Annotated in this window: 22 protein-coding genes; 11 read left to right on the top strand and 11 right to left on the bottom strand. The window is 68.5% G+C overall.

Annotated features, from left to right (window positions below):
• Window positions 1-60: 60 nt before the first annotated feature.
• The 3 genes from NE358_RS01285 to nhaA all read left to right on the top strand — a co-directional run bounded on the left by NE358_RS01285 (window position 61) and on the right by nhaA (window position 3,295).
• Window positions 61-1,398: a uracil-xanthine permease family protein gene (locus NE358_RS01285; RefSeq protein WP_141376416.1), complete on the top strand. Its 1,338-nt coding sequence runs from the start codon at window positions 61-63 to the stop codon at window positions 1,396-1,398.
• A 262-nt stretch (window positions 1,399-1,660) separates the two neighbouring features.
• A complete protein-coding gene (locus NE358_RS01280) occupies window positions 1,661-1,888 on the top strand; it encodes a hypothetical protein (RefSeq protein ID WP_141376414.1) in 228 nt (75 codons plus the stop codon).
• A gap of 39 nt (window positions 1,889-1,927) precedes the next feature.
• On the top strand, window positions 1,928-3,295 hold the full coding sequence (gene nhaA / locus NE358_RS01275) for a Na+/H+ antiporter NhaA (protein ID WP_499318183.1): 1,368 nt from the start codon (window positions 1,928-1,930) through the stop codon (window positions 3,293-3,295).
• A 217-nt stretch (window positions 3,296-3,512) separates the two neighbouring features.
• Here the strand turns inward: nhaA and NE358_RS01270 are convergent, their stop codons facing one another.
• The 3 genes from NE358_RS01270 to NE358_RS01260 all read right to left on the bottom strand — a co-directional run bounded on the left by NE358_RS01270 (window position 3,513) and on the right by NE358_RS01260 (window position 6,896).
• Window positions 3,513-5,333, bottom strand: a complete 1,821-nt coding sequence (locus NE358_RS01270; RefSeq protein WP_289940685.1) for a YncE family protein — start codon at window positions 5,331-5,333, stop codon at window positions 3,513-3,515.
• A 239-nt stretch (window positions 5,334-5,572) separates the two neighbouring features.
• Window positions 5,573-6,148 (bottom strand): hypothetical protein, encoded by a 576-nt coding sequence (locus NE358_RS01265; RefSeq protein ID WP_141376410.1) that lies wholly within the window; start codon window positions 6,146-6,148, stop codon window positions 5,573-5,575.
• 145 nt (window positions 6,149-6,293) lie between these two features.
• Window positions 6,294-6,896: a hypothetical protein gene (locus NE358_RS01260; RefSeq protein ID WP_289940681.1), complete on the bottom strand. Its 603-nt coding sequence runs from the start codon at window positions 6,894-6,896 to the stop codon at window positions 6,294-6,296.
• A 287-nt stretch (window positions 6,897-7,183) separates the two neighbouring features.
• On the opposite strand from NE358_RS01260, the gene NE358_RS01255 reads away from it, so the two are divergent.
• Window positions 7,184-7,426: a helix-turn-helix domain-containing protein gene (locus NE358_RS01255; protein ID WP_141376406.1), complete on the top strand. Its 243-nt coding sequence runs from the start codon at window positions 7,184-7,186 to the stop codon at window positions 7,424-7,426.
• 122 nt (window positions 7,427-7,548) lie between these two features.
• On the opposite strand, the gene NE358_RS01250 is transcribed toward NE358_RS01255, so the two are convergent.
• Window positions 7,549-8,286 carry an acetoacetate decarboxylase family protein gene (locus NE358_RS01250; RefSeq protein WP_289940679.1) on the bottom strand — a complete coding sequence of 246 codons (738 nt, stop codon included), beginning with the start codon at window positions 8,284-8,286 and terminating at the stop codon, window positions 7,549-7,551.
• A gap of 418 nt (window positions 8,287-8,704) precedes the next feature.
• On the opposite strand from NE358_RS01250, the gene NE358_RS01245 reads away from it, so the two are divergent.
• From NE358_RS01245 to NE358_RS01235, 3 genes are all read left to right on the top strand, one after another.
• Window positions 8,705-9,277, top strand: coding sequence for a hypothetical protein (locus NE358_RS01245; protein WP_289940677.1), 573 nt, complete (start codon window positions 8,705-8,707; stop codon window positions 9,275-9,277).
• Window positions 9,274-10,011: a signal peptidase I gene (locus NE358_RS01240; RefSeq protein ID WP_141376400.1), complete on the top strand. Its 738-nt coding sequence runs from the start codon at window positions 9,274-9,276 to the stop codon at window positions 10,009-10,011. The genes NE358_RS01245 and NE358_RS01240 overlap by 4 nt, the downstream gene beginning before the upstream one ends.
• A 91-nt stretch (window positions 10,012-10,102) precedes the next feature.
• Window positions 10,103-10,525 (top strand): response regulator transcription factor, encoded by a 423-nt coding sequence (locus NE358_RS01235; protein WP_289940671.1) that lies wholly within the window; start codon window positions 10,103-10,105, stop codon window positions 10,523-10,525.
• A 138-nt stretch (window positions 10,526-10,663) separates the two neighbouring features.
• Here the strand turns inward: NE358_RS01235 and NE358_RS01230 are convergent, their stop codons facing one another.
• Both NE358_RS01230 and NE358_RS01225 read right to left on the bottom strand, forming a co-directional pair.
• A complete protein-coding gene (locus NE358_RS01230; protein ID WP_289940669.1) occupies window positions 10,664-13,228 on the bottom strand; it encodes a bifunctional lysylphosphatidylglycerol flippase/synthetase MprF in 2,565 nt (854 codons plus the stop codon).
• A gap of 97 nt (window positions 13,229-13,325) precedes the next feature.
• Window positions 13,326-14,534: a cation:proton antiporter domain-containing protein gene (locus NE358_RS01225; protein ID WP_289940666.1), complete on the bottom strand. Its 1,209-nt coding sequence runs from the start codon at window positions 14,532-14,534 to the stop codon at window positions 13,326-13,328.
• A gap of 155 nt (window positions 14,535-14,689) precedes the next feature.
• Between NE358_RS01225 and NE358_RS01220 the strand changes: the two genes are divergently transcribed.
• Both NE358_RS01220 and NE358_RS01215 read left to right on the top strand, forming a co-directional pair.
• Window positions 14,690-15,364, top strand: a complete 675-nt coding sequence (locus tag NE358_RS01220) for a response regulator (protein ID WP_103206963.1) — start codon at window positions 14,690-14,692, stop codon at window positions 15,362-15,364.
• Complete coding sequence (locus NE358_RS01215; RefSeq protein WP_103206964.1) at window positions 15,361-16,446, top strand: sensor histidine kinase; 1,086 nt, start codon at window positions 15,361-15,363, stop codon at window positions 16,444-16,446. The genes NE358_RS01220 and NE358_RS01215 overlap by 4 nt, the downstream gene beginning before the upstream one ends.
• 6 nt (window positions 16,447-16,452) lie before the next feature.
• On the opposite strand, the gene NE358_RS01210 is transcribed toward NE358_RS01215, so the two are convergent.
• The 5 genes from NE358_RS01210 to NE358_RS01190 all read right to left on the bottom strand — a co-directional run bounded on the left by NE358_RS01210 (window position 16,453) and on the right by NE358_RS01190 (window position 22,545).
• A complete protein-coding gene (locus tag NE358_RS01210; protein ID WP_103206965.1) occupies window positions 16,453-17,466 on the bottom strand; it encodes a LacI family DNA-binding transcriptional regulator in 1,014 nt (337 codons plus the stop codon).
• 217 nt (window positions 17,467-17,683) lie between these two features.
• Window positions 17,684-19,138, bottom strand: a complete 1,455-nt coding sequence (locus NE358_RS01205) for a glycoside hydrolase family 1 protein (protein WP_116238788.1) — start codon at window positions 19,136-19,138, stop codon at window positions 17,684-17,686.
• 29 nt (window positions 19,139-19,167) lie between these two features.
• Window positions 19,168-20,073: a carbohydrate ABC transporter permease gene (locus NE358_RS01200; protein ID WP_141376390.1), complete on the bottom strand. Its 906-nt coding sequence runs from the start codon at window positions 20,071-20,073 to the stop codon at window positions 19,168-19,170.
• Window positions 20,070-21,191 (bottom strand): carbohydrate ABC transporter permease, encoded by a 1,122-nt coding sequence (locus NE358_RS01195; RefSeq protein ID WP_174799654.1) that lies wholly within the window; start codon window positions 21,189-21,191, stop codon window positions 20,070-20,072. Before NE358_RS01195 ends, NE358_RS01200 begins: the two co-directional genes overlap by 4 nt.
• 79 nt (window positions 21,192-21,270) lie before the next feature.
• Window positions 21,271-22,545, bottom strand: coding sequence for an ABC transporter substrate-binding protein (locus tag NE358_RS01190; RefSeq protein ID WP_103206968.1), 1,275 nt, complete (start codon window positions 22,543-22,545; stop codon window positions 21,271-21,273).
• 234 nt (window positions 22,546-22,779) lie between these two features.
• Between NE358_RS01190 and purS the strand changes: the two genes are divergently transcribed.
• Complete coding sequence (purS, locus tag NE358_RS01185; protein WP_056225673.1) at window positions 22,780-23,028, top strand: phosphoribosylformylglycinamidine synthase subunit PurS; 249 nt, start codon at window positions 22,780-22,782, stop codon at window positions 23,026-23,028.
• Window positions 23,025-23,732: a phosphoribosylformylglycinamidine synthase subunit PurQ gene (purQ, locus tag NE358_RS01180; RefSeq protein ID WP_103206969.1), complete on the top strand. Its 708-nt coding sequence runs from the start codon at window positions 23,025-23,027 to the stop codon at window positions 23,730-23,732. The genes purS and purQ overlap by 4 nt, the downstream gene beginning before the upstream one ends.
• Window positions 23,733-23,778: the final 46 nt, after the last annotated feature.

Genomic DNA, 23,778 nt, shown 5'->3' with positions numbered 1-23,778 from the left:
CGGGGTGTGAGCTCGGCGAGAACACGTGACCTCGGCATCCACCCCCACCTGAGGAGACACATGTTCCGCTGGAAGCTGCACGGCAACGGGCGCACCGTCGAACCCGGGGCCGTCGTCGCCCCCGGCGAGCGCCTGAACTGGGGGGCGACGATCGCGATCGGGCTCCAGCACGTGATCGCGATGTTCGGCGCCACCTTCCTGGTGCCGGTGCTCACCGGGTTCCCGGTGTCGACGACGCTGCTGTTCTCGGGTGTCGGCACGTTGCTGTTCCTGCTCATCACGAAGAACCGCCTCCCCAGCTACCTGGGCTCCTCTTTCGCGTTCATCGCGCCGATCACGGCAGCGACGACCACCGCGGGCACCGGCTCAGCGCTCGCCGGCATCGTGGCCGTCGGCGTGCTGCTCGCCGTGATCGGCTTCATCGTGCAGTTCGTCGGCCTCGGCTGGGTCGACAAGGTCATGCCGCCGGTCGTCGCCGGCGCGATCGTGGCACTGATCGGTTTCAACCTCGCCCCGGTCGCGTGGTCGAACTTCAAGGTGCAGCCCCTACCCGGCACGATCACGCTCGTCGCCGTCATCTTGTTCAGCGTGCTTTTCCGCGGCTTCCTCGGGCGCATCTCGATCTTCCTCGGCGTGATCGTCGGCTACGTCGCCACGGTGCTCATCCAGGCGGGCACCGGCGAGACGCTCATCGACTTCGGCGCCGTCGAGGCCGCTCCCTGGGTGGGCCTGCCGACCTTCGAGATCGCCGACTTCACGACGCCCGCGACCTGGTCGGTCATCGCGATGTTCCTCCCCGTGGTGCTCGTGCTCGTGGCCGAGAACGTCGGTCACGTGCGGGGCGTGGCGGCGATGACGGATGCCACGGCAAACCGCTCCACCGGCCGCGCTCTCATCGCCGACGGTGTCGCCACCACCCTCGCCGGCACCTTCGGCGGTTCGGGAACCACGACCTATGGCGAGAACATCGGCGTCATGGCCGCGACCCGCGTCTACTCGACCGCGGTGTACTGGGTCGCCGGTCTCACCGCGATCGTGCTGAGCCTGTCGCCCAAGGTCGGCGCGGTGTTCAACACCATTCCGGCGGGAGTGCTCGGCGGTGTCACGACCGCGCTCTACGGGCTGATCGGCATCATCGGCATCAAGATCTGGGTCGACAACCGCGTCGACTTCTCGCGTCCGGTCAACCAGTACACCGGCGCCGTGGCCCTGGTGCTCGCCATCGCCGGCTTCACCATGCAGTGGGGCGACTTCCAGCTCGGTCCGATCGTGCTGGGTTCCGTCGCGGCGCTGGTGATCTACCACCTCGGCAACGCCATCGCCCGCGCGCGCAAGACCGGCGCCGACGACGGCGGCCCGATCCCCGCCGTGGGTCCGCTGGGCGGCGACCCGAGCTGAGTCGCCGGGGCTGCCCTATAGGACCGCGCCGTCGTGCGGAGTTCGAGGTCGACACTCCGATTCGGGGGGGGGGCTCCGCCGCGGCGCGCCGCGGTCGGAATCCGCACGACGGCCCGCGCTGCGCGACCGGGGGAGGACGAAGCCCAGCACACACGGCGGCACCCGACAAGAGGGGATGCCATGACGGGGCAGCTCGGTAGCGTCGGACGACCGGCGGTGCACCGCAAACCGCCTCGCCACCGATGACGAGAGAGGCACGCTCATGGCATCCGAAATCTCCGACCCGTCGCAGGCCGCTGCCGACGAGGACTCCTTCGAAGGCGCTGACGTCGAGGTCTCGCCCACCGCCGGCTCGGGCTCCGACGGAGAGGCCAAGCCCGGCGGGCTCGGGGCCGATGGCACCATCCCCGACGACCCGAAGGGCGTCGCCGCCGGTCACTCCGACACGGCCTCGCACTTCAACCCCGAAGAGGACGAGGAGTCCGCCTGAAACCCGGCCCGGGGTCGGGCCGACTAAACTGAGAGAGGCGTGTCGGGAAGTCTGGTCGACGATCTGTCGATCGACCCTCCAGGAAGCCTCATGAGCCACGACACCACCCGCGCGCCCCAGTGGCCCGGATACGCCGAAGTCCACCGCGTCACGACGCTTCTGCGCCGCGAATCCGTCGGCGGCATGCTGCTGGTCGTGGCCGCGATCGGCGCGGTCGTGTGGGCCAACTCCCCCGCGTCCGAGGCGTACTTCGCGCTGCGCGACCTCCGTTTCGGCTACGCGCCATGGCACCTCGAGTTGAGCGTCGGGTCGTGGGCGGCGGACGGCCTGCTGGCGGTCTTCTTCTTCCTGGTCGGCCTCGAGCTCAAGCGTGAGATCGTCGTCGGGAGCCTCCGCCGGCTGGGGACCGCGATCGTGCCGGTGACGGCCGCCTTCGCGGGGGTCGCCGTGCCCGCCCTCCTCTACGCCGCGATCGTGCACGCGCAGCCGAGCCTGCTGGCGGGCTGGGCCATTCCCACCGCGACCGACATCGCTTTCGCGGTGGCGGTGCTGGCGCTGGTCGGCTCGCATCTTCCCGGTCCCCTGCGCATCTTCCTGTTGACGCTCGCGGTCGTCGACGACCTGATCGCGATCGCGATCATCGCCGTCTTCTACACCAGCGACATCGCGCTGGTGCCGCTGGCGGTCTTCGCCGTGCTCGTCGTCGTCTACGGCGTCATCGCCCACCGTGGCCGCGCGTGGTTCGCCCGCACATCCTGGGGCGCCTGGGTCGTGCTGCTGCCGATCGGCTTCGCCGCGTGGGCGTTCCTGCACGCCTCGGGGGTGCACGCGACGATCGCCGGAGTCGCGCTCGCCTTCACGATCCCGGTCGCCGCCTCGCGCCGTCAGCCCGAGGTGCGGGGCATGGACCTCGCCGAGCAGTTCGAGCACCGCTTCCGTCCCCTGTCGGCGGGCATTGCCGTGCCGTTGTTCGCCTTCTTCGCGGCGGGGGTCTCGGTCGGCGGCGGCGAGGGACTGCTCCGCGCTGTGACGGACCCCGTCACCCTCGGCGTCGTAGCCGGTCTCGTGCTCGGCAAGCCCCTCGGCATCCTGCTCGGTGTCCGCCTGCTCACTCTCGTGACGAAGGTCCGGCTCGACCCCGCTCTGAAGTGGATCGACCTGGCCGGGGTGGGCCTGCTCGCCGGGATCGGCTTCACCGTCTCGCTGTTGATCGCCGAGCTGAGCTTCCCCGACGGCTCGCCCCACACCGACGACGCGAAGATCGCGATCATGGTCGCCTCGCTTCTGGCATCCATCCTCGCCTCGTCCGTGCTCCTCTTGCGCAACCGGCGCTACAAGCAGTTGGCTCTCGCCGAGAAGGTGGATGCCGACGGCGACGACGTACCCGACGTGTACCAGCAGCCGTGACCCGAGGCCGGCTGAGCCGCGAGCGTCGTGGGAACGGGCTGCATAGGAGTGCTTTCGCGCTGAGGTGCTGAGGGGAGGTTCCGGTCGGGGTACCTCCCCTCAGCGGGCCGCCTGGGTGCGGCGGCGGGGGGGAGCAGGGGTGGGTTTCGGGGGAGAAACCCTGCTCCCGGCTCGGGGGAGCCGGCGTGCAGGTGCTGCATCGCCTGGCTCGCTTTCACTACTGTGGACGGCGCCTTCGGTAGAGGATTGTGGCGACGACGCCCGCGGCAAGCAGTCCGGCTCCGAGCAAGGGTGCGGCCAGGCTTGCGATGCTGCCGGTTGTCGCCAGCGTGCCGGCGGCTGATGGAGTCGCGTCGCTGCGGATCTGCTGCTCGGGCGTATTCGCAACCTGAGGCGCCGCGGAAACGGTGACCGTGATGGGGTCGGTGTTGGCGTCGGGTTCAGTGCCGTTGGACGCGGTGATGGCGAAAGTGCTCGTGCCCGCGGTCGTGGGTGTTCCTGATACCCATCCGTCACTGCTCAACATGAGGCCGTCCGGAAGCGCTCCTTGCGTGATAGAGAAGTGCGGCTCCGGGTATCCGCTCGCGGCGAACCGGTAGGAATAGGGCGTCCCTGCCGTAGCCGCTGGTGGTGGTGTCGATGCGGTGAAGACGGGGGCACCGGGTGCCGGCTGAGTAGTGATCGTAATGGGGCCGGTCGTCGCCCTGGGATCCACCCCGTTGTATGCGGTCACGGTGAACGTGCTGGTGCCGACGGTGGTGGGGTATCCCCTCAGGCTCCCGTCGAACTCGTCGAGCTCGAGTCCGTCCGGAAGGGATCCTTGTGACACCGTGAACAGCGGCGCGGGGTGTCCGGACGCAGCGAACTTAAAGGCGTACTTGGTGCCGACGGTGGCGATCTCGTCGGGGTTCGAGGCAGTGAAGCTCGGGGCCACCAGTCCGGCGTTCACGCCGATGGTGATCGAGTCGGTGGTGACGTTGGGTTCGACACCGTTGGACGCGGTGACGCGGAACGAGCTCAAACCAGATTTTGTCGGTGTGCCCGACAAGACGCCATCCGAACTCAACATGAGCCCGTCCGGGAGCGACCCTTCAGATACTTCGAATGTCGGTGCCGGGAAGCCTGATGCGGCGAAGGCGTATGAGTAGGGAGTTCCAACCGTTGCTGTCTCGCTTGGAGTGGAGGCGGTGAACGTCGGCGCACGCTCGACGGTGAGAACAGAGACGCTTTGGCTCGTGTTGTTGACCACGTAAAGCGTGCTGTCGTCGGGGCTCAGAGCGAGGGCCACCGGCCGGTCGCCAGTCGAAATGGTCCGCACAACCGACCGGGTCTGTCGCGAGATCACGGAGACGGAATCGTCGTTGGCGTTCGCGATGTAGCCCCATTGGCTGTCGGCGCTCGTTGTCACGGCCATGGGCGTCCGCCCTACCCGGATGGTGTCCAGCACGGTGTTGTCGCTGAGATCAATAGCGGACACCGTGCCTACTCCATTCGTGACAAGCGCCAGATCCCCGTCTGGCGTTACCGCCACGTCCGTCGGAAAGATCCCCACAGGGACGGTCGCCAGAACCTGCCTCTCGTCGACCGATACGACCGAGACAGTGTTGTCGTCTCCGCTCGTCGTGAGGACCCGTTTGCCGTCGGGCGTGGTTGCAAGGGACGTCGGAGAGCCTCCGACCGCAGCCAGCGTCGTTGCACCGGTGGAAAGGTAGGCCCTCAACACGTTGCCAGAAGTTGCGTAAGCAGCCTCCCCATCAGGACTCAGCGCGATACCAGCGCTGGACTCGCCAAGCAGCCATTCACGAACAAGATTCCGCCCCACTGTGGAGAACTTTTGGATCGCCGATCGAGTCGCCGTGAACAAGTATTCGCCGTCAGGTGTCACGGCCAGGTCGGTCAGAGCGGCGCCCGCCTCGATGCTGCCCTCGATAGATCTTGTTGCGGTGGAAACGATTGTCACCGCACCGGTGTCGTAATTCCCTACGTACAGCGTCCCGCCGTCGGGGCTCACGACGATCGACGTGGGCTCGCCGCCCACCGCGATATCCTTCTCAGCCGCCGTTGCGGCGCCGGGCCAAAGGGACACCGCACCGAAGACGGAAACGATGAGGGCGACAGCGAAGGCGCGATATCTGGCCTGCATAATGTTGGCGCTCCTGTTGTGTGGTCTTTACTCAGCATTCAATGAAGGGGAGGTACGAATGCATCTCGAGGTCGGCGAGCCGCCGTGCGAGGGAACGTGGGCGCCAGCGTGCTGCCGGCGCCCACGCGCGAGGGTCAGGACGAGAACGGAGCGCCAGCCTGGATGGCGTTCACAACGGTCGAGAACGTAAGAGTTTTACCCTGGGCTGTGTTGTCGGTGGCGGCGGGCAGCCACGCACGGAACTTGATCACCGCGGTTCCGCCAGCAGCGAGCGAGGAGGTGCCCGGGATGGAGACGTTTCGGAGGTCGTCAGCAGTCCATGTCTTCGACCAGGTCGAGCCATTGTCGGTGCTGTACTCGACGTTGACCTGCTTGGCGAAGTCGCTCGAGGTGGAAGCCATCTGGACCTTCCAGTCAACGGCCGCCGTTCCGTTGTTGCGGACGTTGATGTTGAACATCTTGGCCTTGGTCGCGACGTCCGAGGACGCAACCGGGAGCACGTTGGTGAACGACAGCGCCGCTGTGGAGGACGCGTCGTCGCCGATGTTCCCGATCACGACGGTGCCGGACGCCAGGGTGTTGCTGGAAACGGTCTTGTCGGCGGTGAAGTACGCGCCGGTGGCAACCGTGCCGCCCAGGCCCATAGTGAGCAGGGCGAGGGAGGCGACGAGGACCTTCTTCTTAGAGAAGGAGCGCTTGGTGGTGGACATGGGATCTGCTTTCTTTAGTGGTGAGTCGTGCTTCGGGTCGGAAAGGGAGGCTGAGGGGCTCGACGAGTGCGAACGAAGGTGGCGTAGCGGCTCGACGAGAAGGTGGGGGCGCAGCCCGCAGATGCGGGCGCGCGAGGTGCGGGTGTTAGAAGCCCTGCTGGACGGCCTGGACGAGCAGGCTGAGGGGGACTGTTTGGCCCTGGTACTCATTCCCGACCGAGGCGGGCAAGTTCACCGCGAACGTCACCGTGGTGCTCTCACCCGAAGCCAAGGTCCCGAGGGAGTGCGAGTCGGAGTCACCCAAGCTGGACTCGACGGCCGAACCACTCGAGCTCTCGCTCTTCCACACGATCTGTGTCGCGAGGGGGACGGCGTTATCGGTGCGAGCGATCGCGGTGAGGGTCACGGGCACGGTGGTGGAGTTCGTCACAGACGCGCGAACGACGGCAGGCTGACCGCCGGGTACGAGCTGGATCACTCCGCCGGCGAGCACGGTCGCGTCGATCTGCACATCAGATACCGAGATGACATCGCACTGTTCCGGAGCGGCATGCGCGGCCTGTGACGGGGAGAAGGCCCCCAAGAGCAAGATCACGCCCAGCACGCTCGACAGAGCGAGCCCCACGCCAGGCGCGGCCGCCGTGGAAGAGGGCAGCGCTTCACGGCGACGCCGACGCGACCGGGCCAAAGCCATGACGCCACCCGCGAGAAGGACGAGCGCGATGGCGCAGGCGAGTATGACGTCCATGGGAGAGCCTGTTGCCGCAAGTCCGGACCCTCCCGAGGCCGTGATCGCGGGCGCTGCCGGGGAGGGCACGACCGGAACAGAACAATCCACAGAAGATCCTTTGGTATGAAACGGGTTGAAACGGACTCAGGTGGACCATAGCCGATGCCAACAGCCCCTAACAACTCTTTTCCGCCTCGAGCTCTACACCCGATGTAGTGCGCTTCACGCAAAATCGCGCCGGATCAGGCTGTTATTGGGCATGCTGCCCCTAAACTGTGACGAGTCTGTTACCCCCCGGGAGCGCCATGCCTAAGCACCTCGAGCACCTGTTCGCTGGATATCCGCCGATCCTTTCCGCCAGAGACGTCGCCGAGGTGCTCGGGTTGAACAGCAAGACCGTCTATGAGTACTTGCAGTCCGGCGAGCTGCCCGCGTACCACATCGGCTCGAAGTGGGTCATCGTGCGAGACGAGGTGGTCGAGTACATATCGAGCACCTCGAACGTGGCTGACCGGAGCACCCCTGAGGTGGCGACGCCCTCGAGCTGAACAGGATCGACGCTCGACTCCGTTCGCACGGGACGCTGAGGCGGCAGCGTCCGCGCAACGAGGGGAGCCAGCTGTAACGTCGCCGCGCGTTGCGAAGCCTGCCGCGCAGGCTCCCCGGGAAGTCAGTAACGGTGCAGGACTTCCGTTTCGCCGATCGACCACGTGGTTTCGAATGTGTGGCACGAGTCGATGTGACGTACGGGCAGCTGATCGAAGGGGGCCATGATGTGGCCGTCGAGGGTAAGCCGCGACGGCACCCGGTAGGCTTCGCTGACCTCGAGCTTTGCGCTGCGCAACATGAAGAGAGTGGGCTTCGCCGGCTCGCCCAATGCCGGCCGCCCGAGCACCTTCAGGAAGAATTTGGGGCGCTGCAGGAACTCGACGGCGTCGTCGGCGAACATCGGCTCGCTTCGGTAGCCCGCACTCCCGTGAACGACGACGGTATCGTTCACGGCCAAAGAGAAGTTGCTCGCTCCGTCTCGGTGCACGATCGACCCCACGCCGTACAGCACGGGCTGCAGGTAGGCCTCACGGTTGTGGATGATCGAGGTCACGTTGTCCGTGTAGACCGCCTGGATGTAGTCCCCCACGACGCCTGCCGAGCTGACCGCTTCGATCGACTGCGTCACTTCGAGGAGGGGAACATCCCCGTGCGAGTTGAAGAACTGCGTGAAGAACACGCTGGCGCGCGGAATCAGAGGCAGATGCAGGGGCTCCGGAAGGAGCTTGCGCGCGGCGTGCTCATCGGTCACATAATCGACGCGAAGAATGCTCCGGCGAATATTCGGCGCACCTAAGTGAGCGATGAACGGCACATTGGCAGGCGTGGTCAGCAGCTGCAGGACCTCGGAAGCTAGCACGCGAAGATTCTAAGGATCTGAACAACTTGCTCATAACGCCCCCGCCGTGCGGGCCCCGCCGCTAATATCCGGCGGCAATCAGCGCTCCCGGCACGCAGGGGACGACCGCTCGTCGACCAGAAGACACGTGAACGTCATGGGCGTTGCGGACGGACCTGGTTCGACTCTCGCACTCTACGGACGAGGGTGCCGCGCGCACTTCGCGGGGCGCTCCCTAAACAGACGGGACGATCGAGGCGATTCCTGCTATGGTGCGTTAGATCCGATACGCACCGTTTTGATCCGTTATGTGTTCTTACGAGAGTGAGCCTGCGCCAGGAGGAGGCCCGGTCAGGTGCCGGAACCGTCGTCCGCGTGTCAGCCGACGAGTACTCGAGCTGCCGAGCGGCACCCACCCACACCAAGAAGGAGCGGCGGCATGAGCATCGTCCGGCCGAACCCTCAGGGACCGCACACGGCCACGTCTGCTGTCGTTCTTCTCACGCTCGGCGTCGACCACGCTGCGCCGTCCTCGTCCGCCGTGACCCCCACCCCTGACTCGTGCACGCACGACACGATCCGTCTCGGACACACGGACGGCGGCCGCATCGCCGCGCACACCACCTCTTCGCTCACCGCTCCGGCATTCGATGCGCAGGCGGACGTGTACGCATTCGCCATCGATGCGCACAATACGAGCGGCGAGGCGGTCGACTGGATACTCGGTATTGAACTGCGCAGCAGTGCATCGGATGCGCGCGAAGTAACACTCGCCGCCAGCACGACCGACGGTGCCACGTGGTCGACACCGCTGACCATCGACACGTCCGGTAACCCCGCGTTCTGCGCCGTCTCGCCCCTCCTGCCCTCAGCGACCCAAACAGTGCACTTCCGCGTCCGAGTCCCCCGCCCCGCCGACATCACGCACCTCTGCCTCGAGGCATCGACCGCTCAGTCCTCCTCGCGCCCCGAACGTCCGCAACCGCGCGCGCGCCTGCTATCGCGCGTGTGACGCGCTCCACCCCACCGGCCATCACCCGATACTCACCTGGAGGCACAATGCGCATCCTCTCCTTCCTCCGTTGGAGCATCGTAGGCGCGTTGCTCGCCCTCCTCATCGCCCCCGCCGCCATCACTCTGGCCACCGGGACCCGGCTCGTCGTCGTCGATGGGAAGTCCATGGCGCCCACCTACGAGTTCGGCGACCTTGTTCTCATCGGCGACCCCCACCCCGACGACTTTCAACCCGGCCACGTCGTCACCGTCGGACGCCCCGACGGAAGCATGTATACCCACCGCATCCAAGAGATCACCGACGGTAAGGCCCTCCTGAAGGGCGACGGCAACACCGCGGCGGACCCCGACACGATCTCCTACGACCAGCTCGTAGGCGCCGTCCGCGGCCACATCGGCGGCCCGCTCGCCGCCGTTCTCGCCTACGTCCAAACCACCCCCGCGCGTATCAGCCTTGCCGTCCTCGTTCTCGCCCTTCTCCTGCTTCCCCTCGAACGTCGGCCCGCCGACGCCAAGGACGGCGAGGACGGCGAGGACGGGGGTCGGAAAGACAGCGATACCGACCCCGCGGACCAGAAGGACCCCCCGGCCACCTCGGCGGAGGACACGGACCGGGTGCTCGAGGACGTTTTCGGGCTCGCCGGAGACCGGCATCCCCACACCGAAAAGCCCTCCCTCCTCGCCCCCCAAGAACAGAACGGTCCCAGACAGCGGCGGTCCTCGCAGTGGTGACGAACGAACATCGACCCGTGGCCACTCCTCACGCCCCGATCCTCACGGACCGGGATCTTCACATCTCGCAGAAAGATCAACCGGTCACCTCATGACTCTTCTCGACAAGCGTTCAGAACCCACAAGCCCTTCGAATTTCTCTGCCTGCGCCACCGCTGTCGTCGTCGACGATGATCCGCACGTCCGGTCCGTGCTCACGCGAATTTTCGAGAGCGCCGGATACGCGACCGACGCCTTCGACAACGGCGCCGAAGGCGCTCGCGCGGCGCTGGCCATCCGCCCCGACCTGGTCACGATGGACCTGACCCTTCCCGGCATGGACGGCATCGAAGCCATTCGACGCATACGATCCGCCGGATCCAGCGCGCACATCATCGTCATCTCCGGCCTGCACGACGACGCCGACAAGGTCTCGGCCTTCGACGCCGGCGCGGACGACTACGTCACCAAACCCTTCCGCTCCCGAGAACTTCGAGCCCGCATCGACGCCGTCACTCGGCGCCTCAACCGCTGACTCGCATCCCCGCCCCGACGCCACCGAGCTCCACCGGAAAGAGGGCACGACCCGTCCAGGCTGGTGTCGAATCCCGCGGCACCCTTTGTGGCATCCCCGGTTCTGGTGACACCGCAAAACTCCGCCCCGCCCGACGCGTCAGCGCCCCGCGGCCTCTCGCGGCCGGCGCAACGAGGCGGCCATCTCCGCCGCCGAACGCAGTGTGAGCCCGGGGATGTAGCAGCGGACGAGGGCGATCGCGATGGCCGGGATCTGCGTGGCATCCGGGTAGATCATCCACAGGGGCGCGAAGTCGGGCTGGAACTTCTTCTTGAAGTTCGCCAGCGACCGGAAACCGTACGCCGGCTCGAGGAGCGCGCTGATGACGTCGAGGCCGCGGTCCAAGGCGCTGGGATCGGCGTCGTCCCCGGTGGAGTGCCGCGCCAGGGGCGAACCCGACAGGCTCATCACCGTCATGCCGTCCTCACGGAGCCGCTCGACGGCCTGACCGATGAGGAACTCCATGACCCCGGGCATCGCGTCGTCGCGCCGACGCATGACGTCGAGGGCGTACCCGGCGATCGTGCCGTCGCGATGGATCGGTATCCAGCTCGTGAAAGCCGTGATGCGTCCCGATCCGTCGCGCGCCACGAGAAGGCGCACCTCCGGGTCGTCGAGCTGGTCGGTCGAGCCGAGGGTGAAACCCATCTCCGGGATCGTCTTGTCCGAGACCCAGGCCTCCGAGATGTCGCGGATCTGGCCGCGATCGAAGAACGACAGCTCGCTCCACCGGGCCCAACGCGAGGTCAGTCCCTCTCGCGCCGCGCGGTTGGTGGCCGTCCGGACGTCCTGTCGCTTCTTGCCGGCGGGAGTCCAGCTGCGCGGGTCGAGGAAGGCCTCCTCGGCGACCTGCAGCGACGACCAGCCCAGCGGGGCGAGCCGCTCGCGCTCGGCGTCATCGACGCTGTAGAACACCGGCGTCCAGCCCTGCTCCTCGCAGAACGCGGCGAACTCCGCGCCGACGGAGGCGTCGTCCCGGTCGGGGCCGAAGGCACCGCCGAGCGTCACCGCGAAACCGCCGCGCACCCGGTAGGCGATCGCCGCCTCCGCGTCGGCGGCGAACCAGTAGGCGTTCCCCTCCCACAGGGTCATGTGCCCGAGGGTGTCCCCCGATCCCGCTGCGAGCAGAGCCCGCGCGCGCTCGCGATCGGGTGCGGTCTCGGCGGCGCCGGAGCGGACCACGAAGCGCACGGCGGCGACCACGACGCTCAACCAGAACAGCAGCGGCGGCAGGTACCACGCCGCCTGTGCGGCTCCGGTCATCGGGACGAAGACGAGGGCCTCGGGCGGCAGAAGCGACGGCGGGACGAGACGCAGGGGCAGAGTGGCGAGCACGGTGGTCACGTTCGGCCACGGTCGGAACTCGGCGGACGTCATCAGGATGCCGACCAGCGCCAGCGCCAGCGAGCCCAGGGCCGCGACGACGACCGTGCGCACGAAGATCCGGCGCACCCCGGGGATCGATCGGATCTGCGCGGCGGCGCGGAAACGCACGAGAAGCACGGCGACCATCAGGGGAAGGGCGGCACCGACGACCATGCCCACGACCGTCTGCCAGACGTCGGCGACGTCGTACGCGGCACGCACCGTCGCGAGCTGCTCGAGCGTGTCGGTCTCGCTCAGCAGCAGCAGGATGCTCATCGCCGCGAAGGTGAGGACGTTCACCCCCACGGCCAGGTGCAGGGCGCCGCGGCGCCCGCGCAGCACGCCCCAGGCGGCGATCAGCAGCACCAGCTGCGGGAGCGCGGCGATCCACCCCGAGGCGGGCTGGAGCTCGGCGTAGACCGAGGCGGAGGGCGGGCAGGGAGCGTTGGTCGAACCGATCGCGCAGACGACGCCGTCGGCCACGTTCAGCGGGTCGTACGACAGCCAGCTGTAGACCGACAGCACTCCCGCCCCCGAGCCCCAGAGGGTGGCCACGACCGGCCCGATGGCTGTGATGGCGGTGAGCGCGGCCAGCAGCACGCGCTTCTCGTGCAGGGAGCTGCGGGGAATGCCGACGGCCCGCGTCCCCCCGAGCACGAGGCCGGCCGCCATGCCGACGGGCAGGGCGATGAGCGTGTAGAGGTCGGACGCCGAGGCGGCGTAGAGGAACATCGTCACCGCGAGGACGACGCCGCCGATGCGGATGCGACGGCGCCACAGCGGCGAGGCGAAGCAGCTCGCGGCGATAGCGACGCACAGCAGAGCCGCGATGGGCGGCGCCCCCGTGTCGGGGGTGACGTTCAGCGAGACCTCGGGAATGACGTTGTCCTCGAACAGGCCGATGCCCTCGCCGATCGCGCAGACGACGAGACCGCCGCCCACGAACGCCGCGAGCAGACGTCGTGTGCCCAGGAGCCCCTCCGCCAGACCGCACGTCACCAGCGTCAGCAGCACCGTGACTGCGAGCACGAGCGGGTCGTCGATCCGTACCAGGGCGAGCAGCATGTCGCGCAGGTCGAACAGACCGGCCTCGAACGTGCTCTGCGTCGCGATCGTGCTGGAGCTGACCACGAGGATCGCCAGCGTCACCCCGAGCGTGCCGGTACGACGGCGCACGAGCCCAGGGATGTCCCACCGCGCAGCGCGACGCTTCGGCTGCGGCGCCGGCGTCACCTCGGTCGCCGCCTGCACCGTGTCCATCACCGCGACCATCGGTCCTCCCCGAGCGTGCGTGCTCATGCCGACCACCGGCATCCCGTCCATGTTCGCGAGAGACCTCCGCACGGCGCATCAGCCGGTCGGCCCCCTCCTCTGGCCGATCGGGTGGTCCGACCGGTCAGGCGGCGGCGACCCGCCCGGGCCAGAACCGGCGCACCAGCAGCGGCCCCGCGATGCCGTGCAGCACGACGCTGCCGAGCACGACCATGCAGGTCGCCGCCAGCACGAGGAACCCATCCTCCCCCGGCAGGGCGTTCGCGGCGATGAGACCGAAGACGATGGATGCCGCGCCCCGGGGTCCCATCGCGGCGACGAAGAACCGTTCCTTGCGGGTCGTCTCGGTGCCGATCAGGGCGAGAAGAACGGGGAGGAACCGCCCCACCGTCAGGGCCACGAGAGCGAGGACGATCGCAGGCCACCAGTCGTAGGTCTCGCTGAGCAGCACGATCGAGGCGAAGCCGAAGGCCAGCCACAACAGCAGATTGAGCAGCCACGAGAGATCGTCGAGCAGGGAGATCTCGGCGGAGGGGATGCCGCTCGCGCCGCGCACGAGACGCACGGCGACGCCCGCGACGAACACGGCGACGAACCCGTTGCCCTGCAGGGCGACCGCGAGACCGAACACGATGAGCGGCGTCGCGACGAAGGCGATGCGCATGCTCTGCGCCTCGGTCCATCCCCGCCCGTCGGCGAAGCGCATCGCTCCCCCGATCGCGGCCCCGGTGGCAGCGCCGACCAGGATCGCGATGAGCCCCGCGGGGGCGGCCACCGCGAACGCCCGTCCGGCGTCGCTCGTCGTCCCCGCCGAGGCGAAGGCGACCGCGCCGAGCAGGAGCGGCGAGACCAGGCCGTCGTTGTACCCGCTCTCGACGTTGAGCCACCGCCGCACCCGTGCGGGGACGCGGTCGTCGCGCACGATCGAGGTCTCGGGCGAGAAGTCGGCGGGCACCGAGATGCAGGCGATCGCGAGGATCACCGCGACCGACAACCCCAACGGCAGGATCAGACCGACCGCCAGCACGAGGATCAGCGACAGCGGCAGGCCGATCCCGAGCAGCCGCGCCGGCACCCCGGTGAAGTGCGAGCCGAACGAGCCCCGCACCTCCAGCGCGTCGACGAAGAGCAGGTACGCCAGCACGATCTCCGCGAAGAAGAGCATGGCCTTCGACTCGAGGAACAGCTCGCCCTGCACGGGCAGCAGTGCGCCGCCGAGCAGACCGAGCGCGGTCATCACGATCGGCCCGTTGACCGTGACCTTGCGGAACACGCGGCTCCACAGCGCCCAGACGAGCAGGGAGAGGCCGACGATGAGCAGGGGAACGGACACGGTGGGAGCTCCTGGGTCAAGAACGGGACGGGAGCCAGTCTGTTCGACGGGCATGCCCCGACCCCGGGGCTGAACGGGTACCGATCGCGTCCGGTCGGGTAGATCGGCGTCGCCCCCCCTGCCTCGACGGCGCCCGGAGTCCCTAGCCTGGTCGCATGGCATCCTTCGCCTCCCCGATCATCCGTGTCGCCGTCATCGACGACGAAGCGCTCATCCGCTCCGGCTTCTCGCACATCCTCAGCGCCGCCGACGACATCGAGGTCGTGGCGACCGCCGACGGGGTCCAGGCGATGGAGGTGCTCGCCGAGGCGCGCCCCGACGTGGTGCTCCTCGATATCCGGATGCCGGGACGCAACGGCCTCGAGGTGCTGCGCGACATCCGCCGGGCGGGGTGGGACATGACGGTGGCGATCCTGACGACCTTCGACTCCGACGATCACATCGCGTCGGCCCTCGATGCGGGCGCAGCGGGATTCCTCGTGAAAGACACCGACCCGCGTCAGCTGCCCCAGCTCGTGCGCACCCTCCACGGCGGCGGGGTGGTGTTCTCACCCACCGTCAGCCGCGCGGTGGTGGCCGGGTACCTGCGCCCGGAGCCTGCGGCCGACACCGATCTGGTGGACGCGCTCAGCTCGCGCGAGCGCGAGATCCTCGTGCAGCTGGGGCGAGGACTTTCGAACATCCAGATCGGTGCCGCGATGTTCCTGAGCCCGGCCACCGTGAAAGCGCACATCAGTACGATCCTCGGCAAGCTCGGCGTCGAGGGGCGCGTGCAGGCGGCCCTCGTCGCGGAGCGCGCGGGGCTGCTGCGCGACCAGGACGCGCGATGAAGCGCCGCGATGTGCTGATCGATCTGGGGCTCGTCGCTGTCGCCGCGCTCGACGGCGTGCTGGGGTTGTACACGACCGACCTGCTCGAACTGGTGCTGACGCTCGTCGGGGCCGCGGGCCTGCTGCTGCGCCGGAGGATCCCCCTGCTGTCGCTCGCGCTGGCGCTTCCTGCTCTGTTCCTCACCGGCGGGCCGATCGCCTCGGTGATCGCCCTGTACACCGTAGCGAGCGCGGCGACAGGGATGGTCTGGCTCGTCGTCGCGACCGCCGTCACCTTCCTGGGCCTCGGTCTGTCGTGGGACACCTTCACCTCGGTCAACGACCACGTGCTCGCCATCGTCTACGCGACGATGACCTCGGGAGGCGCGGTGGCGCTCGGCCGCCTCCGGCGCAATCAGAGCAGGCTGTCGGCGAGCCTCGACGAACTGCGCCTCGCCCGCGCCGACGAGAACCGCCGCGTCGCGCGCGAGGCCGTCGCGGCGGAGCGCGCCCACCTCGCGCGGGAGATGCACGACGTCGTCTCCCACCAGGTGAGCCTCATCACCGTGCAGGCGGGAGCTCTGATGGTCCGCGCCGACGATCCCGAGGTCGTCGAGACGGCCGACACGATCCGCACCCTCGCCTCCACGACTCTCGCCGAGCTGCGCCAGATGCTCCTCGTCCTCCGCGCCGACGGACCGGAAGCCGCACCCCTCGGCCCGCAGCCGACCCTGCGACACCTCGACGAGATCCTGCACCCGGCAGACCTCGAGGTCGATGCCCGCATCGACCTGCGCGAGGGGCTCCCGCCCGCGACCCAGCGCGCGGTCTACCGCACGATCCAGGAGGGGCTCACGAACGTGCGCAAGCACGCCCCCGGATCGCACGTCACCGTGACCGCGACGAGCACCGACACCGGCGGCGTGCAGGTGATCCTGCGCAACGCCGCCTCCCCGGCCCCGCGCCCCGATCCCGCACCGACGGCGCGCCTCGGTCACCTCGGACTCTCGGAACGCGCACACATGCTCGGCGGAACGTTCCGCGCCGGCCCTCTCGCCGATGGCGGCTACGAGATCGACCTGCGGCTGCCGGCCGGTCCCTGACCAGCCTCACGCCGAGTCGCGCTCCACGACCTCGATCGGCAGGATCGTCGCGTGGGCGGCGGGACGCCCGGCGAGGATGTCGAGAAGAACGGATGCCATGTGCCGGCCCTGCGTCAGCGACGGTTGCCGGACCGTCGTCAGCGACGGCGTGAGGGCGGTGGACACCGCCGAGTCGTCGAAGCCCATGACGGCGACGTCGCGCCCCGGCTCGAGGCCCTTGTCGCGGAGCACCGTATAGACGCCGCGGGCCATGAGGTCGCTCGCAACGAAGACGGCCTCGGGGGTGACCCCGCTCGAGAGGATGCGGTTCATCGCGAGAGCGCCGCCCATCTCGGTGAAGTCCCCGTTCTCGACGGCCGCGGGCTCCAGCCCCGCCTCGGCCATGGCGTTGCGGAAGCCGTGAAGGCGGTCGATGCCCGCGGGCATGTCGGACGGCCCCGACACCGTGGCGACGCGTCGGTGACCTCGGGCGAGCAGGTAGGCGGTGGCGACGCGGCCGCCCTCGACGTTGTCGACGTCGACGTAGTAGTCGTCCGCGCGGACGCGTGCGGGTCGTCCGCCGTAGACCACGGGCACGACATCAGCGACCCGATCGAGAAAGGTGTCGCTCGTGTGGTGCGAGGCGACGATCGCCCCGTCGACGCTCCCGCCTCGGAGGTATCCGAGCGCCTTGGCGCTCGCGTCGTCGCTCGCGATGAGCATGTTCATGATGTAGTCGGACTCGCCGATGACCTCGCCGATGCCCGCGACGATCGAGGCGAAGAACGGGTCGCCGAAGAAGCGATCGGTCTGTTCGGGGATCACCAGGGCGATCGCTCGGGTCTGACGACTGGCGAGAGAGCGTGCCGCGCGGTTGGGGACGTACTGCAACTCGTCGATGGCGCGGCGCACGGCCTCGAGGGCGGAGGGCGAGACGGCGGTGGAGCCGTTGACGACGCGGGACACCGTCGATCGCGAGACTCCGGCACGCGCCGCGACCTCTTCGATCGTGGCGGCACCCCGAACGGATGTGAGATCCATCGCTCCCCTCCTTCGGGACGGCGGCATCGCACCGCGCTTCGGGTGGCCAGGCGCGTTGTGCGCTGTTGCGAGCGTACTGCGGGGAGGGCGCCGACCGCATCGGCATCCGGATCAGATCCCCGCGACGTCCGCCCGTCGACGACCTCCGCACCCCACCCTCACCGGACGACGAAGGCCCGACCGCACATCGCATGCGATCGGGCCTTCGCTGTCGACCTCAGTGGGCGACGACCGGCTCCAGCGCGCGATCCGCGATGACCCGGGCGTACGCGAGCCCCGAGTCCTTGATCGTGCGTTCCTGCGTGGCGTAGTCGACGTAGACGATGCCGAAGCGCTTCTCGTAGCCCCAGGCCCACTCGAAGTTGTCCATCAGCGACCAGTAGAAATAGCCGCGCACATCGACGCCCTTGTCGACGGCATCCAGGACCGCTCCGAGGTGCGCTTCGACGAACTCCACGCGTTCGCCGTCGTGCACGCGCGACTCATCGCCGACGGTGCTCAGTTCGTCGTCGTACGAGGCGCCGTTCTCGGTGACGTAGAGGGCGACCTCGGCCTCAGCCGAGTAGTCCTCGCTGACGCGCTCGAGCAGACGCGTGAGCCCCTCGGGCTGCACCTCCCAGTGCATGTTCGTCCGGCGCAGGCCACGGTCGTGCCAGTACAGGTTCTCGTGCGCGGGGAACGGTTTGCCGACGGGCCGCACCGTGGGGGCGTCACCCGCGGGAGGCTCGATCTCGGGCGGCGTGCCGCCGACGAACTCGCCGTGGTAGTAGTTCACGCCCAGCGAGTCGATCGGCGTCGAGATGATGTCGAGGTCGCCGGGCCGCACGGCCTCCTGCCAGCGGGACACGGCCTCGGCATCCGTCTCGCGGAAGTCCGCGATGATGTCGGCCGGGTACTCGCCGCGGAACACCGGGTCGAGGAACCACCGGTTGAACTGCCCGTCGACGCGGCGCGCGGCGTCGAGATCGGCGGGGTTCGTCGGGTCGACGGCATCCGCCACCGTGAGGTTGAGCGTGAGCCCGAGGTTCAGCGAGGAATCGCGCGCACGGAGCTCGCGAACGGTCTGACCGTGTCCCAGCAGCAGGTGGTGTGCGGCGAGCATGCCCTCGGCCTGGGAGTAGTGCCCGGGTGCGTGGATGCCCGCGGTGTAGCTGAGGAACGACGAGCACCACGGCTCGTTGAGCGTGGTCCACACGTTGACGCGGTCGCCGAGCGCGTCGTGCATGTCGAGCGCGTACTCGGTGAACTTCTCGCTCGTCGAGCGCACGGTCCAGCCGCCGGTGTCCTGCAGCGCCTGCGGGAGGTCCCAGTGATACAGGGTGAGCCAGGGCAGGATTCCGGCATCCAGCAGCTCGTCGACGAGGCGCTTGTAGAAGTCGACGCCCTTCGCGTTGAGGGCACCGCCGTCGGGGCGGACGCGCGACCACGACGTCGAGAAGCGGTAGGTCTGCAGTCCGAGCTTCTTCATGAGGTGCACGTCGTCGGCATAGCGGTGGTAGTGGTCGCACGCGACATCGCCGTTGTCGGCGTTGATCACGGCGTCGGGCACGCGGCTGAACGCGTCCCAGATCGAGGCCGTGCGACCGTCTTCGAAGGCCGCCCCCTCGATCTGATAGGCCGCGGTGGCGGCACCGAAGAGGAAGCCGTCGGGGAACGAGCGGGTGTGGGACATGGTTCGGGTTCCTTCCGTGGGCGCGAGGGTCATCCCTTGACCGCCCCTTGCATGATGCCACTGACCAGCTGCTTGCCCGCGAAGACGAACAGCAGCAGCAGCGGGATCGTCGACAGCAGCACGCCCGCGAGGACGATCGAGTAGTCGACGAAGTAGTTGGACTGCAGGAGCGACAGGGCCACCGGCAGCGTAGGGTTCTGGCGATCGAGCACGATGAACGGCCAGAAGAAGTTGTTCCACGCGCTCACGAAGGTGAACAGACCGAGCATCGCGGCGGCGGGGCGAGCGGCGGGAACGCCCACGGTGAGGAACGTGCGGAACGAGCTCGCACCGTCGACGCGCGCGGCTTCGATCAGCTCGTCCGGCACGGACTGCCGCAGGTACTGCGTCATCCAGAAGACACCGAAGGCGCTCGTCAGAGCCGGGATGATGATGGCACCGAGCTGCCCCGTCCACCCGAGCTCGCTGAAGAGGATGTACAGCGGCACGACGCCGAGCTGCGTCGGCACGGCCATGGTCGCCACCACGAAGACGAGCAGCCACGGCCCACCGCGGAACGTCAGCTTCGCGAACGCCCAGCCCGCGAGGGTCGAGAAGAAGACCACGGATGCCGCGATCAAGCCGGAACTGATGATCGAGTTCACGAGCGCCGGCCAGAAGTTGACCGCGGGGTCGCCGATGACGGACGCCGCATTGGCGAAGAAGTTGCCGCCGGGGATCCATGACCGGTTGGCGTCGCGGATGGTCGAGGAGTCGCCCGAACCGATCAGCAGCGACCAGTAGAAGGGGAACAGGCTCGCCAGCAGCACCGCGCCGAGGGCGGCGTAGACGACCCAGCCGGGGCGGGAGCCGCGTACGGGGCGCGAGCGGCGGCGGACGGGACCGGGTACGTCGGGCTCGACGACCGGGAGGGGGGTGGCGCCTACGGCGGTCATCGGCTGGTCTCCTGTCGTGCGGCGCCGCCTCGGGGCGCGTCGGTGTCCCGCGCGGTCGCCGGGGTCTCGGCATCCGCCCTCAGTCGAGCCTTCGCCGCTCGCGCCTGCGCGCGGGCATCTCGGCGAAAGCGCGCGTTGCCGCGGCCACCGTCGTCGCGCACGAGCGAGCGCGTGATGAAAAGGTTGATCGCGCCGATGGCGAGGATGAGCAGGAAGAGGATCCACGCGAGTGCCGCGGCGCGGCCGAAGTTCCACTCGCCCCAGCCGACGTTGTACAACCAGAGGGTCACGGTGAGCCACTGGTTGTCTGCGCCGCCCGTGCCGTACTGGTCGTACATGCGCGGCTCGTCGAAGATCTGCAGACCCCCGATCGTGGCGGTGATGATCACGAAGACGAGGGTCGGTTTGAGGCTCGGCAGCGTGATCGAGAAGAACTGGCGGATCTTGCCGGCGCCGTCGACGGTCGCGGCCTCGTAGTACTCGCGCGGGATGGCCTGCATCGCCGCGAGCAGGATGAGGGTGTTGTAGCCGGTCCAGCGGAAGTTGACCATCGTCGCGATCGCGATGTGGCTCGCGAAGGCGTCGGAGTGCCACGGCACGGCCGGGATGCCGAGGTTCTGCAGGGTGGTGTTCACGACGCCGTACTGGTCGCCGAACATGTTGCTGAAGATGAGGGCGACGGCGACAGGGGCCATCACGTAGGGCACCAGCACGCTCATGCGCCAGAACGTCTTGGCGCGGATGTTCTGGTCGAGCATGGCGGCGATGAAGATCGCGAGGATGAGCTGCGGGACGCTCGAGAGCAGGAAGATGCTGAAGGTGTTGCGCAGGGCGATCCAGAACTTGGGCTGCGAGAGCACCCACGCGTACTGGTCGAAGCCGATGAACTCGCCCGAGTTGCGAACGAGATCCCAGTCCATGAACGAGATCACCGCCGTGTAGGCGATGGGGAACAGACCCGTGATCGCGAACAGGATGAAGAACGGCGAGATGTAGAGGTACGGCGAGAGCTTCAGGTCCCACGCGCTGCGGCGCCGACCGAAGCCGAGGCGCCGCGGCTGGCGCTCCCCGACCGGGGGCTGCGCCGGCCGCGTGGGCCGTTCGAGTGTGCTGGTCACGATGATGTCTCCTCCTCGAGACGAGCGGGACGGATGCCGGGGCCCGCGGAACAGTGCCCCGGCATCCGCTCGCTGCGGATCAGGACAGGGCGTCGACCTCGGTCGCCCACTGCTTCCAGGAGGTCGCGGCGTCCTGCGTTCCGTCTTCCACTCGCGTGAGCGCCTTCTGCATGGCGTCGTTGATCTGGAAGTAGAACGTCCCCTTGTACGGCGAGACCTTCACGGCCTGCGCGCGCTCGGAGAGCATCTCGCCCACGGGGGCGTTGTTGAAGTACGCGTTCGTGTTGCTGAGCAGCGCGTCCGCCTTGAGGGCATCGGTCTGGCTCGGGAAGGTGCCCGCGTTCTCGAACGCCGTGACCTGGGTCTCGGGGTCGGTCAGCCAGTCGGCGAGCTCCTGAGCGGCCTCGACGTTCTTGCCGTTGCCGGGCACGGTCAGGTAGGAGCCGCCCCAGTTACCGGCGCCGCCGGGGAAGACGTTGGCGATGTCCCATCCCTTCACCTCGGGGGCGTTGCCCTCGATGACGCCGAGCATCCAGCCCGGGCAGAGCATCGTGGCGAAGGCGCCGTTCGAGAGCCCCGCGAACCAGTCGTCCGACCACTGGCCGAGGTGCGCCGACTGCGTGGCGCTGGCCTTCAGCACCTGGTCGTAGATCTTCTTGACGTCGGGGTTGCTCGTGGCGGTGATCTCGCCGTTGTCGGGGTTCTCGTACGCGGCCTCGACCTGGTTGATCGCGCCCTGGTAGGTGCCGCCGGCCGAGTCGAAGAAGGCCTTGCCGGTCGCGGCGACGTAGGTGTCGCCCGCGGCGAAATAGGTCGACCAGTCGCCCTGGAGCATCGTGGCGACCTCGGCCCGGTCGGTGGGAAGACCCGCCGCGGCGAAGAGGTCGGAGCGGTAGCAGACGCCCTCGGGCCCGATGTCGGTGCCGTAGCCGACGAGCTTGCCCTCCGGGCTGGTGGCGGCCTCGACCTTGTAGTCGAGCCAGCGGCTCTTCAGGTCGTCGGGCACGGGGGCCAGCAGGTCGGCGTACTCCATGACCTCGGGCAGCCAGTCGACCTCGATGGCTTCGATGTCGGCGAGGCCGGTCTTGCCCAGCTTCTGGAAGTAGTTCTCGCGGGCCTCGTTGCTGGTCGCGGCCTTGTTGTGCACGATCTTCACGTTCGGGTGGGCGTCCATGTACTCCTGCAGGAGCGCGTCGGTGTACCCGAAGTCGTTGAAGGTGGCGACGGTGAGGGTCACCTCGCCGTCGCCGCCCGAGGCGGAGCCCCCGGCACCGGAGCAGCCGGCGAGGACGAGGGCGGAAGTCGATGCGACGGCGGCGACGAGAGCCACCCGGCGCAGGGCACGAGTTTTCACAGATCACTCCTTTGTGGTGGGTGCTGACCGGCGCTCTGGAGAGCTCCCTGCGACATCGCGTGGGAGCGCTCTCACCGATCGGGGACGACGCTATGGGATCGCTCCCATGCGGTCAAGAGGACGCTGTGAGATCGTTATGAAGTCCTGCTCGCTCGGCCCGGTCGGCCGTAGCGGGCGCCGTCGACGGCTCGCGTAGACTGGCCTTCACAACGCCACCCGACTCTTGGAGCTGCAGTGCCCACCATCGTCGTCGACGTCATGCCCAAGGCCGAGCTCCTCGACCCGCAGGGAAAGGCCGTCGCCGGCGCCCTGTCGCGTCTGGGCGAGCACCGCTTCTCGGACGTGCGCATCGGCAAGCGTTTCGAACTCACCGTCGAGGGCGAGGTCGACGAGGCCACGCTCGCGCGAGCCCGTGAGCTCGCCGACGAGATGCTCTCGAACGCCGTCATCGAAGACGTCGTGAACATCGAGGTCGTCGAGTGACCGCTCGCATCGGGGTCATCACGTTCCCCGGCTCCCTCGACGACCGCGACGCGCAGCGCGCGATCCGCCTCGCGGGCGGCGAGCCCGTCGCCCTGTGGCACGGCGAGCACGACCTGAAGGGCGTCGACGCCCTCGTACTGCCCGGTGGCTTCAGCTACGGCGACTACCTGCGCGCCGGAGCGATCGCCGCGTTCGCGCCGATCATGGCCGAGGTCAAAGACGCGGCCGGCAAGGGCATGCCCGTGCTCGGCATCTGCAACGGCTTCCAGATGCTGGTCGAGGCGCACCTGCTGCCCGGCGGTCTGATCCGCAACGCCCACCAGCAGTTCATCCGCCGTGACCAGCGCCTGCGCGTCGAGAACGCCTCGACCGCCTGGACCAGCGACTTCGCCGAGGGCGACGAGATCGTCATCCCGCTGAAGAACGCCGACGGCGGATACATCGCGGATGCCGAGACCCTGGCGCGCGTGAACGGCGAGGGCCTCGTGACCTTCCGGTACGTCGGAGTGAACCCCAACGGCTCGCTCGACGACATCGCCGGCCTGACCAACGAGCGCGGCAACGTCGTGGGCCTCATGCCGCACCCCGAGCACGCGGTCGAGCCGGGCTTCGGCCCGGGCACCGCGGCGGCGATGCGCTCGGGCGTCGACGGTCTGGGCTTCTTCACGTCGGCCATCGCCGCCGTCGTGGGCGCCGCCGCCTGACCCCGCCCGCGGTTTCGTTCGGGGCGTTCGCGACTCCCCTGCCCCA

The organism is Sphingomonas sp. G5, assembly GCF_052660795.1.
This window is presented reverse-complemented; position numbering and strand designations above follow the sequence as displayed.

Excerpts from the sequence above, each read along its gene's own strand:
- NE358_RS01285 (WP_141376416.1), top strand. The coding sequence starts at position 61 with ATGTTCCGCTGGAAGCTGCACGGCAACGGGCGCACCGTCGAACCCGGG.
- NE358_RS01280 (WP_141376414.1), top strand. The coding sequence starts at position 1,661 with ATGGCATCCGAAATCTCCGACCCGTCGCAGGCCGCTGCCGACGAGGAC.
- NE358_RS01265 (WP_141376410.1), bottom strand. The coding sequence starts at position 6,148 with ATGTCCACCACCAAGCGCTCCTTCTCTAAGAAGAAGGTCCTCGTCGCC.
- NE358_RS01260 (WP_289940681.1), bottom strand. The coding sequence starts at position 6,896 with ATGGACGTCATACTCGCCTGCGCCATCGCGCTCGTCCTTCTCGCGGGT.
- NE358_RS01255 (WP_141376406.1), top strand. The coding sequence starts at position 7,184 with ATGCCTAAGCACCTCGAGCACCTGTTCGCTGGATATCCGCCGATCCTT.
- NE358_RS01245 (WP_289940677.1), top strand. The coding sequence starts at position 8,705 with ATGAGCATCGTCCGGCCGAACCCTCAGGGACCGCACACGGCCACGTCT.
- NE358_RS01235 (WP_289940671.1), top strand. The coding sequence starts at position 10,103 with ATGACTCTTCTCGACAAGCGTTCAGAACCCACAAGCCCTTCGAATTTC.
- NE358_RS01230 (WP_289940669.1), bottom strand. The coding sequence starts at position 13,228 with ATGAGCACGCACGCTCGGGGAGGACCGATGGTCGCGGTGATGGACACG.
- NE358_RS01220 (WP_103206963.1), top strand. The coding sequence starts at position 14,690 with ATGGCATCCTTCGCCTCCCCGATCATCCGTGTCGCCGTCATCGACGAC.
- NE358_RS01215 (WP_103206964.1), top strand. The coding sequence starts at position 15,361 with ATGAAGCGCCGCGATGTGCTGATCGATCTGGGGCTCGTCGCTGTCGCC.
- NE358_RS01210 (WP_103206965.1), bottom strand. The coding sequence starts at position 17,466 with ATGGATCTCACATCCGTTCGGGGTGCCGCCACGATCGAAGAGGTCGCG.
- NE358_RS01205 (WP_116238788.1), bottom strand. The coding sequence starts at position 19,138 with ATGTCCCACACCCGCTCGTTCCCCGACGGCTTCCTCTTCGGTGCCGCC.
- NE358_RS01200 (WP_141376390.1), bottom strand. The coding sequence starts at position 20,073 with ATGACCGCCGTAGGCGCCACCCCCCTCCCGGTCGTCGAGCCCGACGTA.